At 46.9% G+C, this 12,665-nt stretch carries 8 protein-coding genes and 2 pseudogenes; all 10 read right to left on the reverse strand.

Annotation, left to right across the window (positions count from 1 at the left end; translation table 11 throughout):
- Window positions 1–100: 100 nt before the first annotated feature.
- Window positions 101–1,543 (reverse strand): annotated as a pseudogene (locus PGX78_RS02900) (thiamine pyrophosphate-dependent enzyme); the annotation flags it as partial.
- Window positions 1,497–4,619 carry a pyruvate:ferredoxin (flavodoxin) oxidoreductase gene (gene nifJ, locus PGX78_RS02905; RefSeq protein ID WP_270445320.1) on the reverse strand — a complete coding sequence of 1,041 codons (3,123 nt, stop codon included), beginning with the start codon at window positions 4,617–4,619 and terminating at the stop codon, window positions 1,497–1,499. The gene nifJ and the pseudogene PGX78_RS02900, both read right to left, overlap by 47 nt.
- A gap of 206 nt (window positions 4,620–4,825) precedes the next feature.
- Window positions 4,826–6,655, reverse strand: a complete 1,830-nt coding sequence (glmS, locus tag PGX78_RS02910) for a glutamine--fructose-6-phosphate transaminase (isomerizing) (RefSeq protein WP_006941979.1) — start codon at window positions 6,653–6,655, stop codon at window positions 4,826–4,828.
- Between the two features lie 381 nt (window positions 6,656–7,036).
- Window positions 7,037–7,387: a desulfoferrodoxin family protein gene (locus PGX78_RS02915; protein ID WP_270445321.1), complete on the reverse strand. Its 351-nt coding sequence runs from the start codon at window positions 7,385–7,387 to the stop codon at window positions 7,037–7,039.
- Window positions 7,388–7,491: 104 nt separating this feature from the next.
- On the reverse strand, window positions 7,492–7,674 hold the full coding sequence (locus PGX78_RS02920) for a hypothetical protein (RefSeq protein WP_270445322.1): 183 nt from the start codon (window positions 7,672–7,674) through the stop codon (window positions 7,492–7,494).
- Window positions 7,671–7,994, reverse strand: coding sequence for a hypothetical protein (locus tag PGX78_RS02925; RefSeq protein WP_270445323.1), 324 nt, complete (start codon window positions 7,992–7,994; stop codon window positions 7,671–7,673). The genes PGX78_RS02920 and PGX78_RS02925 overlap by 4 nt, the downstream gene beginning before the upstream one ends.
- 120 nt (window positions 7,995–8,114) lie before the next feature.
- Window positions 8,115–8,948, reverse strand: coding sequence for a bifunctional 5,10-methylenetetrahydrofolate dehydrogenase/5,10-methenyltetrahydrofolate cyclohydrolase (locus tag PGX78_RS02930; RefSeq protein WP_270445324.1), 834 nt, complete (start codon window positions 8,946–8,948; stop codon window positions 8,115–8,117).
- Between the two features lie 19 nt (window positions 8,949–8,967).
- Entirely contained in the window at window positions 8,968–10,986 is a 2,019-nt protein-coding gene (locus tag PGX78_RS02935) for a penicillin-binding transpeptidase domain-containing protein (protein WP_270445325.1), read from the reverse strand.
- Window positions 10,979–12,412: a CCA tRNA nucleotidyltransferase gene (locus PGX78_RS02940; protein WP_270445326.1), complete on the reverse strand. Its 1,434-nt coding sequence runs from the start codon at window positions 12,410–12,412 to the stop codon at window positions 10,979–10,981. The genes PGX78_RS02935 and PGX78_RS02940 overlap by 8 nt, the downstream gene beginning before the upstream one ends.
- Window positions 12,413–12,523: 111 nt before the next feature.
- Window positions 12,524–12,665 (reverse strand): annotated as a pseudogene (locus PGX78_RS02945) (phosphoglucosamine mutase); the annotation flags it as partial.

Raw genomic sequence — 12,665 nt, forward strand, 5'->3', positions numbered from 1 at the left:
TACTATTATTATACGCTATTTCTCGTCAAAATCAACCATTTGTTGTGACAGAGCCTTATATAAAATCCGCTCCTTTATAAGGAGCGGATTTTATTAACTCTTATTTATCTGCCAAAGTCTGGTAAATATCGTATTTTTCTTTAGCAAAGTTTTCTGCCTGTGTAAACAGTTCATCGGCAATATCCGGGAAAGTTCTTGTCAAAGCGGCATAGCGCGTTTCTCCCATAAGATAATCGCGGAACGATGCTTGCGGTTCCTTAGAATCGAGAATGAAGGGGTTCTTTCCTTCCTTCTTCAAATCCGGGTTGTACCGATACAAGTGCCAGTACCCGCAGTCAACGGCACGTTTCATTTCTTCCTGAGCCCGTCCCATACCGCAGCTGAGACCGTGGTTGATACACGGCGAGTAGGCGATAATAATAGACGGTCCGTCATAGGCTTCCGCTTCTTTAATAGCCTTCATTAATTGATTGGAATCGGCCCCTAAAGCAACCTGTGCAATATAAATGTGGCCGTATGTCATGAGAAGTCGTCCCAGGTCCTTCTTATTCGAACGACGGCCGGCTGAAGCGAATTGAGCTACAGCACCTACCGGCGTAGCCTTAGAGGACTGTCCACCCGTGTTGGAGTATACTTCCGTGTCGACGAGCATAATGTTGACATTGTAGTTCATGGACAGGACGTGATCAAGACCGCCGTACCCGATGTCATAAGCCCAACCGTCACCGCCGTACATCCAGATGGTTTTCTTAACAATGTGTTCTTTATGAGCCAACAGATACGTCCGCAATTCAGCAGCACGACCGTTCACTTGAGCCTTAGCCAAGGCTGCAATATAGGCCTTACTCGTTGCTTCCGTCACTTCGCCTTCATTACTGCACCCAAAGGATTCAAGCCACTTATTGGCTGCATCGCGAAGCTCACCGTCTACTAAAGTAACGAGTTCTTCCGTTTTGAGGCGAATGTCGTCACGTTGTTGTTCCATAGATAAGGACATACCGAGAGCAAATTCGGCATTGTCTTCAAATACGGAGTTGGACCAAGCCGGGCCGAAGCCGTCTTTATTTACCGTATAGGATAAACTGGGCATTGCCGAGCCCCAGGCCTGAGTACAACCGGTTGCATTGGCAACCAACATACGCTGTCCGAAAAGCTGTGTTAATACTTTCATATAAGCCGTTTCGGCACAACCTGCACAAGCGCCGGAGAATTCAAGTAAGGGTTGGTTGAACTGACTGCCCTTAACGGTGTATTTATCCAGGCCCGTTTCCTTTTGAGTAAGGCTTACGGCATATTCCCAGTTTTCATGTTCTTTAACCTGTGTATCTAAAGGTTCCATGACCAGAGCCTTTTCCTTAGCCGGGCATACATTGACACAGGTATAGCAGCTGTAGCAGTCAAGGGGAGATACTTGAATACGGAAACCGTATTTATCCATATCTTTGCCTACGGCCTTTTTGGTTACAAAACCTTCGGGAGCCTTCGCCTGCTCTTCTTCAGATGCCAGGAAGGGACGAATAGCCGCATGGGGGCAAACGACGGCCGGCTGAAGCGAATTGAGCTACAGCACCTACCGGCGTAGCCTTAGAGGACTGTCCACCCGTGTTGGAGTATACTTCCGTGTCGACGAGCATAATGTTGACATTGTAGTTCATGGACAGGACGTGATCAAGACCGCCGTACCCGATGTCATAAGCCCAACCGTCACCGCCGTACATCCAGATGGTTTTCTTAACAATGTGTTCTTTATGAGCCAACAGATACGTCCGCAATTCAGCAGCACGACCGTTCACTTGAGCCTTAGCCAAGGCTGCAATATAGGCCTTACTCGTTGCTTCCGTCACTTCGCCTTCATTACTGCACCCAAAGGATTCAAGCCACTTATTGGCTGCATCGCGAAGCTCACCGTCTACTAAAGTAACGAGTTCTTCCGTTTTGAGGCGAATGTCGTCACGTTGTTGTTCCATAGATAAGGACATACCGAGAGCAAATTCGGCATTGTCTTCAAATACGGAGTTGGACCAAGCCGGGCCGAAGCCGTCTTTATTTACCGTATAGGATAAACTGGGCATTGCCGAGCCCCAGGCCTGAGTACAACCGGTTGCATTGGCAACCAACATACGCTGTCCGAAAAGCTGTGTTAATACTTTCATATAAGCCGTTTCGGCACAACCTGCACAAGCGCCGGAGAATTCAAGTAAGGGTTGGTTGAACTGACTGCCCTTAACGGTGTATTTATCCAGGCCCGTTTCCTTTTGAGTAAGGCTTACGGCATATTCCCAGTTTTCATGTTCTTTAACCTGTGTATCTAAAGGTTCCATGACCAGAGCCTTTTCCTTAGCCGGGCATACATTGACACAGGTATAGCAGCTGTAGCAGTCAAGGGGAGATACTTGAATACGGAAACCGTATTTATCCATATCTTTGCCTACGGCCTTTTTGGTTACAAAACCTTCGGGAGCCTTCGCCTGCTCTTCTTCAGATGCCAGGAAGGGACGAATAGCCGCATGGGGGCAAACGAAGGAGCAACGATTACATTGAATACAATTGTCGGCAATCCAGCGAGGCACAACAGACGCAATGCCGCGTTTTTCGTACTGAGTGGAACCCATAGGATAAGATCCGTCGGCATAAGGAACGAATTCGCTGACGGGAATGTCATCACCCTTTTGCAAGTTCGAAGGTTCAACAATCTTTTTAATGAATTCCGGAAGATTTCTCGTATCTTCCTGCGCTTTTTCTTCCGGTAACTCAGCCCATGCAGTCGGAACCTGTACTTCCACAACATCACTGATACCGCGATCAACAGCCGCCTGATTCATGGCAACTACCTTGTCACCCTTGGCCATATAGGTTTTTTGAATAGCTTTTTTCATATATTCTACAGCATCTTCAATAGGCAGTATATTGGCCAGTTTAAAGAAAGCTGCCTGCAATACCGTATTGGTACGGTTCGTCCCCAGACCGAGTTCACCGGCAATCTTAGCAGCATCTATGATATAGAAGCGGAGCTTCTTACGAGCGATATCCCGCTTAACCTTGGCGGAAAGATGCGTTTCCAGTTCGTCTTGTGACCAGCCGCAGTTCAAGAGGAATACACCGCCGTCTTTCACTTCACCGACAATGTCGTAAGTACTCATGTAAACGGGTTTATGGCAAGCCAGGAAATCAGCCGCTTTGATGTAATAAGTCGAGCGAATGGGGTTCTTACCGAAGCGCAAGTGAGACTTCGTAACGCCGCCCGATTTTTTCGTATCATATTCAAAATAAGCCTGTACGAACATGTCCGTATTATCACCGATAATTTTTACGGAGTTCTTATTAGCCCCTACCGTTCCGTCGGAACCGAAGCCCCAGAACTTGCAGTTAACGATACCGTCATGATCGACGACTAAAGGTACGTCGGGAATGGAAAGGTTCGTTACATCATCATTTATACCGACTGTAAAGTGAACTTTCGGCTTTACCGCTTCCATGTTACAGAATACGGCATGGATGGATGCGGGAGATACGTCTTTGGAAGAAAGACCATACCGACAGGCAAAAATTTCAGGTGACAAGTCCGTGTGGCGAATAGCTGCGCACACATCTTCATACAAGGGTTCGCCTAAGGCACCCGGTTCCTTCGTGCGGTCCAATACGGTAATGCGTTTAACTGTCTTCGGCAAGGCCTGTGTAAAGTGCGGTAAGGAGAAGGGACGGTATAAATGAACCTGAATATAACCGGTCTTCTTGCCTTGTTTATTCAATGTATCTACCGTTTCCTGAACAGCACCCGTAACGGAACCCATGCCGATTAAGATATCTTCGGCATCTTCTGCACCGTAGTAGTTAAAGAGTTTATAGTTGCGACCTGTGAGCGTATTGATTTGTTGCATGTATTCATCGACGATCTGAGGCAAACGGTCGTACCAGATATTGCTGGCTTCCTTCGATTGGAAGTACATGTCCGGATTCGTTACGGTACTGCGCATAACCGGGTGTTCCGGATTCAGCCCTTTATGTTTAAATTCATACAAAGCGTCTTCATCAATGAGTTTTTTCAGCTCTTCTTCAGGCACCGTATGAATCTTCTGGATTTCGTGAGACGTACGGAACCCGTCAAAGAAATGCATAAACGGTACATGCCCTTTGATGGTCGACAAATGAGCTACTGCCGCTAAGTCGGCACATTCCTGTACACCGGCACTGCAAAGCATAGCAAAGCCCGTATTACGACAGCCCATAACGTCTGAATGGTCGCCGAATATGGACATGGTGTGTGTACCTACCGTACGTGCCGCAATGTGAAGTACTACCGGCTTTAACTGACCGGACAAACGATGTAATACGGGAATCATGAGCATCAAGCCTTGTGACGCCGTAAAGGTGGAACAGAGACTGCCTGCTTCGGAGGCACCGTGAACAGCCCCGATAGCTCCGGCTTCAGACTGCATTTCAACCAGCTTAACAGGTTGTCCGAAAAGATTTTTCCGCCCGTGTGCCGACCAAGCATCGACATGTTCAGCCATGGGCGATGACGGCGTAATAGGATAAATCGTGGCCACTTCCGTAAATGCATAAGCTACGTCTGCTGCCGCTTGGTTACCGTCCATAGTTTTTGTAATCAGTTTTACCATGAAATTCACTCCTTATCGCAGTTTAGTATAACGTTTAACTATATGTTTATTATATATATACTTATCTATGCGTGTCAAGAATAATTATATTGCCGTTTTAGCATTATAAATTAAATAGCTATGGTGTGCTTGCATTAGAGTTGTTTTTTCTCAAAAAAAAGAGTCTTGCCCCAAGACAAGACTCTTTTACATTTCTTATTATGTAATTATTCTACCGTGACGGATTTAGCCAGGTTTCTCGGCTTATCTACATCGGCACCGCGAGTAATAGCGGCATAATAAGCCAAAAGCTGCAAAGGAATAACAGCCAATATCGGCGTCAAAAGTTCATCCGTTTCGGGAACCTTAATGACATGATCCGCATACTTTTCAAGTTCCGTATCATTTTCCGTAGCGATCCCGATAACGACGGCATCACGAGCTTTTACTTCTTTAATATTACTGAGAGTTTTTTCATACACATGCTTCTGCGTTGCCAAGGCAATGACAGGCACTCCTTCTACAATAAGTGCCAGTGTGCCGTGCTTTAATTCACCGGCGGCATAGGCTTCCGCATGGATGTAAGAAATTTCTTTAAGCTTCAACGAGCCTTCCATCGCCACATTATAGTCCAAAGAACGGCCGATAAAGAAGGCGTCCTCATTGAACCCGTATTGACGAGCAAAGGTTTTAACAGGCTCTACATCTTCAAAGGTGCGTCCCACATTATCGGGCAATTTACGCAGGGCCTCAATTAATTCGCTCACCCGTTCATGCGACTGAGTCCCCTTAATTTCCGCCATGTACAGAGCTAACATGAAAAAGGCTACAAGTTGCGTCGTATAAGCCTTGGTCGAAGCTACTGCAATTTCCGGACCGGCCCAGGTATAGATGACCTGGTCTGCTTCACGGGCAATGGATGAACCCACTACGTTGGTAACGGCCAAGGTCTTGGCACCGAGTCGTTTCGATTCTTTCAAGGCCGCCAAGGTATCGCTCGTTTCCCCGGACTGACTGACGACGATGACCAAAGTCTTGTCGTCAATAATCGGCTCTTTATAACGGAATTCGGAAGCTACATCGATTTCCACAGACAGTCGGACAAGTTTTTCAATGTAGGACTTGCCTACCAAACCCGCATGATAAGCCGTACCGCAGGCAACAATGGCGATTTTGTTAATGGAATCAAGGAAATCTTTATCCCACTTCAATTCGTCAAAGACGACAGATTTTCCATCTTTTGAAATACGTTGAGACATGGTATCGCGAATAGCCTTGGGCTGTTCGTGAATTTCCTTCAACATGAAATGTTCGTAGCCGCCCTTTTCAGCTGCTTCGGCATTCCAGTTGACTTCAAAAATCTTCTTATCAATCCGTTCGCCTGCCAAATTCATGACTTCTACATTATCGGCACGAACGACAGCCATTTCACCGTCATTCAAAATATAGGTCTTTCTCGTCTTGTTAATAATGGCCGGAATGTCGGAGGCAATAAAGTTTTCCCCCTGCCCAAGACCGATAACCAAAGGATTATCCTTCTTAGCGCAAATCAGACAATCAGGATGAGCCTTGGACAAAAACACGAGGGAGTACGATCCTTCGACCGTATTCAGCACCGTACGAACAGCGGCAACGAAATCACCGTCATATACGTCTGCTAAAAGATGTGCTACCACTTCCGTATCTGTTTCCGACTTGAATTCATGCCCTTTTTTCAAAAGAGCCTCTTTCAAGGGCAGATAATTTTCAATAATCCCGTTGTGAACAATAGCAAATTGCCCCTTCCCATCTGTATGAGGATGGGCATTATTATCTGCCGGACGACCGTGTGTCGCCCAACGCGTATGGCCGATACCGATATGACCTTGGGGAATATGACCGGCAATCTTTTCTTCTAAAGCTGCCAGCCGACCTACGCATTTTTCTACGACAAGCTTTGTACCGTCAAAGGTAGCGATTCCTGACGAATCGTACCCTCTATACTCCAACTTGGATAAGCCGTCCAATAAAAAGGGAGCTGCCTGCTCCTTACCTACATAACCTACTATACCGCACATATAGTCAGAACCTCCTTGCAATTACGCGTGCAGTTCTGTCGATAGCCTTATATACCGCTTTGTCCCCGTCGTCACCATCGGGTTTTAACGACCTTTATCGACCGGCTGAGCCGAGAGGCATCCGCTGAATGCTCGACAACCTCTTCCTCGTCCTCTCCGTTATGAGAGCCAGCGCTAAGAATATATCTTTTTCGTAAATATCGACAGACAATGCAACTGCCAGAAATAAAATAAAACAGCAAGGCACAATACCCCACCATTTCACTTATCATAATAGATTGCCGACCGTTAGTCAAGGCGGTTATCGAATTTACTGATAAGGGCTTTCAAAAGAAAAAATCTGCACGAAATACTCCGTGCAGATTTTTCTTTATTCGTCAATTAGAATTCAGTCTTCCACAAGCCGTGAAGGTTGCAGTATTCATAAACCGTGCCTGATGCGGCATCACAGATGTCGGCAACCGGTTTATCACCGGGTTTCAAATATTTAAATACAAGACGACCTTCAGATTCAAGAGCAATCCATTCAATATGATGTTCTTCTAACATGGGATGTTCAACCGAACCGATTTGAACATGAACCTTGCCGTTTTCTCTCGTTACGACAGGAACGTGTTTTTCCTGAGCTGCATCTGTCGTATTGGCTACGAGCTCTTTCATTCCCGGACAGGCTTCTCCTTGCAAAGCTACTACAATAGCCTTAGTTTCTTCGTTACGATAAAATTTAATCATGTAAATCCCCTCCTGCATATAATCGATAATTATTATTTGTTATGTCTTTATTATACCTTTTTTCTCCCTTTTTTCAAGGGGCATTCTAAAAAATTTCCTTCTGATTAAGGATGAATTCGTTTAAAGAAGGTAACTCTTCCTTGCACCCCTACTTCTTTCCATTCTCGCGGCAGCTCCCCGGACTTTACGGCATCACCAGTTTTATCAGATATAATCAGTATATCTCTATCATCGGGAAGGTCTTCACCAGCGTAAAAAGGCATGACCTTCGTATCATTCCAGGTCATGCCTTGAGGCCTTTCAGTTTCGTTTCCAATCGCTCAACCCTATGTCCTGAATAGTAGACAATAGAGGCGGGATATCTCATACCGTACGAAAGAATCAGGGTATCTTCCGTAGTCAGCGACTGCAACAAGGGAACTTGGTCCTCTGCCGAATAACGATGTGTCAGAGGGGCAATACAGATGAATAGTCCCGTTATGAAGAGAAGGGATATGAGAATTACCGTATTACGCACAACTCTTTCCCGCTTTATCGCATAAGGAGCCAACAGAAGAGCCGGCGGCATGAGCATGGGAAATGTATAGGTCGGATACTTAGATGCCATGACTTGATAGAAAACAAAAACGACTACCAGCTATATCCATAAAAAGCACTTTCTGATGACCGTGTAAAAGAAGCTTAAACAAAATATAAATAAATTCTAAACTTTCCCGTTCTCTCAGAATTATTCACGAATACCGTAAGCCGTGTTTTCCAATATCATCGTCGATACAAGGGCTCCGATGCCGCCGGGAACGGGAGTATAGGCAGCAGCCTTAGTCGTCGCTTCCGTACAAATATCGCCGACAGTCTTGCCGTCTACACGGTTAATTCCTACGTCGATGAGAACGGCTCCGTCTTTAACCATATCAGCACTGACAAAACCGGCCTTTCCTACGGCAGCGACGAGTATGTCCGCCTGCCGCGTAATCCCGGAAAGGTCTGTCGTCTTACTGTGGCAAACCGTAACGGTTGCATTTTTTTGAAGAAATAAATGAATAAGAGGCTTACCTACTACATCGCTGCGTCCTACAATGACAACGTGCTTACCTTGAACGGGAATATCGTAATCGACCAGCATTGTCACGACAGCCTGAGCCGTGCAGGGAGCAAAGGAAGGTTCGCCTGCAAAGAGGCGGCCCTTACTGACGGTTGTCTGCCCGTCTACATCCTTACAAGGTGACAAAGCATTGATGATTTCAGCCGTATTATAAGCCTCGGGCAGAGGCAGGAGTGGTAAGATTCCGGTTATATCGACTCTTCTATTCAAATCACCTACAGCCGCCACTATTTCAGCCTGAGGCGTACCGGCGGCAAAGCGGCACAGTAGCGCTTCCATACCGATTGATGCGGCCACTCTCTGTACCGACTGTGCATATAACTCGGAAGGGGCGGAGTCACCTACAAGAAGAATGGCCAGTTTCTTCTCTCGCCCCGCTTCTTTTTCCGATTGTATATATGCCGTTAATCGTGCTTTCCTCAGGGTTGCCATCTGTTTTCCGTCTAAAATCATGTTCATTTGTTCCTCTTTCTTCCTATCAGCGTGAGAATGAAACAGTTACATTACTGCCTGCATCCACATACGTACCTGCTGCGGGAACCTGGTATGTAGCAAGCCCCGTCCCGTTGGGAATAAAACCCAATCCGGCAGCATTAAGCCATTCATTTACTTCTCTCGAGTCATAGCCGATAAACGACGGTAACAACACGGTATCTCCTGTCACATCAACAGGTGGCAAAGGGGCTCTCGACGCCGCTGCGGGAAGACTTTTCAAAACTGTCGCATTGGCAGCTGCTGCCGATGCGGGACGAATCCCCTTAATACGAACGATATCGGTCATCATACTCTTAAATACGGGTGCCGCTACTTGTGCACCATAGTATACTCCGGAAGGATTGTCGACAACGATGAGAACCACGTACTCAGGGTCCTCCAAAGGTCCGAAGCCAACAAAGGAACCTATGTACTGGCCGTCGGCATAACCGGTTCCCTCCGAATTCAGGCGCTGGGCCGTACCGGTTTTACCGCAGAAATTATAGCCGTCAATCTTAGCATTTAAACCGCCGCCGGAATTTATTTCATCAGCCATAATGGTGCTGATAATCCTGCTTACTTCCGCACTGACGGGCTGACCCACTTCTTTCGGTTCCGTCTTTTTAAAAACAGAACCGTCGGGATTGTCTATTTCCTTAATAACAAAGGGTTTCATCATCGTGCCGTGATTGGCAACGGCCCCGAAGGCCTGTACCATTTGTAACGGTGTCACGGCTATACCCTGGCCGATAGCCATAGTCGCCGTGTTGATATTCGACATCTCATCAGGATTAAAGAGGATCCCTTCTCCTTCTCCGGGTAGTTCAATACCCGTCTGCTTACCGAATCCGTATTTTTCGGCATAAGAGGTCAGAATTTTCCCGCCCGTATTCAATCCGATGGCTACCATACCCGTGTTAATGGAAAATTTCAGAATCTCTTTCAGCGTAACGGTCCCCATACCGCTGTCATCCCAGTTGGAAATCACACGATCATCAACTTGGACATAACCAACGTCCTTATAAGTCTTACTTTCCGTCCAGGTCCCCGCATCAAGAGCAGCCGAAGCCATTAAGGGCTTAAAGGTAGACCCCGGCTCATATAAGTTGACAACAGCTCGATTCTTATAGGCTTCTTTATTAGCCTTTCCATAATCGTTAGGGTCAAAATTCGGCCGACTCGCCATGGCCAGGATTTCTCCCGTCTTGGGATTCATAATGATAATAGCGGCCCCTTCGGGCTTGTTGTTTTTCATTATGTCATCCAAGCCTTTTTCGGCTATATACTGAATAGTACTGTCAATGGTAAGACGAACGGATTTTTCCTTATCAGGCAATACCTTTTCCAAGGCCGAGTCAAAAATAGGCACGTTGTTACTGTCCGTCGTAAGACGCAACTTTTGCGTGTCACCGCGAATATCGTCATCCAAAACCATTTCGATTCCGTCCAGGCCGTGGTCGTTGTCGCCGACAAAGCCGATAAGTTGTGCCGCTAAGGTACCGTTAGGATAATAACGACGATTTTCATCAACAAATCGTAGGCCTTTAATATGTTTATCCGCAATAACAGTCTTCACAGCTTGATATTTATCGTCATCCATAGTGCGATCCAGCCATACAAAGGACGTATCCCGACTGAGCCGCTCTTCTATCTCATCTTGTTTAATACGCAAATAAGGGGCCAAGAGTTCGGCCGCTTCAGCCGGCGTTTTACCCTTTCCGTCCGTATCGGACTGCATCATCGTCGGGTCGGCATATAAGGACTTGGCCACTTCACTGATAGCCAATACCTTTCCGTCTCTGTCAAGGATCATGCCGCGCGGCGATTGAATCTTCCGATCCGCTTCACTTTGTGCATCGGCCCGTTCCGTCAAGTCTGCGCTTTGTACGGTTTGCAAACACACAAGCCTAACCGTAAGAACCAGACCGAAAATAAGAAGCCCTGTAAAACATCTTAAAATGCGTTTGCGCATTTTCATGTCTTTTTTTTGTTCCTTCTTTTGTTGTAACTGTTCCTTATCCATGCTCTTCTTCCCTTATTTGCAATTGCCGCTTCAACCATCGTCGTGACGCCTCATAGAGTACGTCTGCATCATTTTCCAAGGCACCGTCCTGAACCCGTTTGAGTAAAACACGAAGACAGTCTCCTGTATAAGATCCGCACAGTTTCGGCAATTCAGGCGGATAGTTCAGATCTTTCGTTGTAATAGGCAAGGCTTGTACTAATAGCTGTACATACTCTCCGAATGACTCTATTCCTGTCGTATCGCTGTCGGGACGACACCCCTTTGCGTCGGCAATTGACAAGACGGTGGCTTGCCGTACGGCTTCCTCTAAGTCGGTATTTCGTGAAAAATCTCCCCTCGTTCCTTCACGTCGCAACCAACGGCGAATATTGGCCGCAGGAGAGGCTGACAGTGCATGATATTGCATATGCGTTTTGACAAGCCATACAACCCGATTTATAAGCTTTTCATTACACTGCCACCGTCGTAAAACGGCAGCTGCCATATCCGCTCCGACACGCTCATGTCCGTAATCCGTATAACGTCCGTCCTTAGTGCCTCGCACACCTTTCAAGCCCTTAGCCACATCATGAAAAAGGGCGGCATACCTCAGTGTAAGGTCCGGGGGGGTGTGAGCAATGACGGCCAAAGTATGAACCCACGCATCAAAGACATGATAGGGATAGGACTGTGGTGTGTATTGAAGATGCGTACATTCAGGCAAAATCGGCACATCCGTATACCTGCCGTTTTCTCGTCGACGGCAAGTCATATTGCCCAAACCGGAACGCACAAGAATATCCAGTCCCTTATAAGCCGCCGGCGTGACCAGAAGTCGTTCGATTTCCGCTACAACTCGTTCCGCCGACAAGCCCTTTACCCGTTCAAAAGCAGTCGGCATAGCTCTTTGCGTCTCTTTGTGGACCGTAAAATCCAATTTCCCCGCAAAGCGGCACAACCGAAAAAGACGTAGAGCGTCCTCTTGAAAACGCACACTCGCATCTCCTACAGCACGAAGGGTCTTCTTGCTTATGTCTTTAACACCGCCGACGTAGTCGTAAATACGCCCCTCTTTATCCTGTGCCAACGCATTGACCGTAAAGTCCCGACGTTTTACATCCTCTTGTAAGGTTTGTGCATACCAAATTTTCTCCGGTCGGTGACTGTCTTCACCGTACGATTCATCACGAAAAGTAGCCACTTCATATGTCTGCCCGCCTATAAGAATAAGGCTTACCCCGAAAGACCGGCCGACCGATTCGATACATTGCCAACCTTCTTTACGGGCCGTAGCAACAATCTCTTCGGGCCTTGCAGACGTCGTAATATCATAATCGTGCGGCTCCTTATGCATGAGCTTGTCCCGCACGGCTCCGCCGACTATATAAGCCTCATATCCGGCACGATTTAACCCGGACAAGATAGTGTATACCGCCTCTGTCATAGGGCCTCCTCCCTGCCGTTGCAACTTTTCGATTATTATATCATCTGCATTCGAATGTGACTATTTGCAAGCCTAAAAAAGAGATCCGCCAGGACCTCTTTTACAGGACGGCTACTCCGTCACTTCACCCATTTCGTGTTCGATAACGGCTGCTATATCATCAACAATGCGTTCCAATTCAACTTCATCCGGTCCTTCGGCCATGACTCGAATGAGCGGTTCCGTACCGGAAGGCCGAACCAAAATGCGTCCG

The organism is Megasphaera sp. AF13-6AC (assembly GCF_027685385.1).
GTDB classification, from domain to species: domain Bacteria; phylum Bacillota; class Negativicutes; order Veillonellales; family Megasphaeraceae; genus Megasphaera; species Megasphaera micronuciformis.

Bases quoted from the DNA above. Each gene is read 5' to 3' on its own strand.
- PGX78_RS02925 (WP_270445323.1), bottom strand. From the start codon at position 7,994: ATGGCATCTAAGTATCCGACCTATACATTTCCCATGCTCATGCCGCCG.
- PGX78_RS02940 (WP_270445326.1), bottom strand. From the start codon at position 12,412: ATGACAGAGGCGGTATACACTATCTTGTCCGGGTTAAATCGTGCCGGA.
- nifJ (WP_270445320.1), bottom strand. From the start codon at position 4,619: ATGGTAAAACTGATTACAAAAACTATGGACGGTAACCAAGCGGCAGCA.
- PGX78_RS02930 (WP_270445324.1), bottom strand. From the start codon at position 8,948: ATGAACATGATTTTAGACGGAAAACAGATGGCAACCCTGAGGAAAGCA.
- PGX78_RS02920 (WP_270445322.1), bottom strand. From the start codon at position 7,674: ATGACCTGGAATGATACGAAGGTCATGCCTTTTTACGCTGGTGAAGAC.
- glmS (WP_006941979.1), bottom strand. From the start codon at position 6,655: ATGTGCGGTATAGTAGGTTATGTAGGTAAGGAGCAGGCAGCTCCCTTT.
- PGX78_RS02935 (WP_270445325.1), bottom strand. From the start codon at position 10,986: ATGGATAAGGAACAGTTACAACAAAAGAAGGAACAAAAAAAAGACATG.
- PGX78_RS02915 (WP_270445321.1), bottom strand. From the start codon at position 7,387: ATGATTAAATTTTATCGTAACGAAGAAACTAAGGCTATTGTAGTAGCT.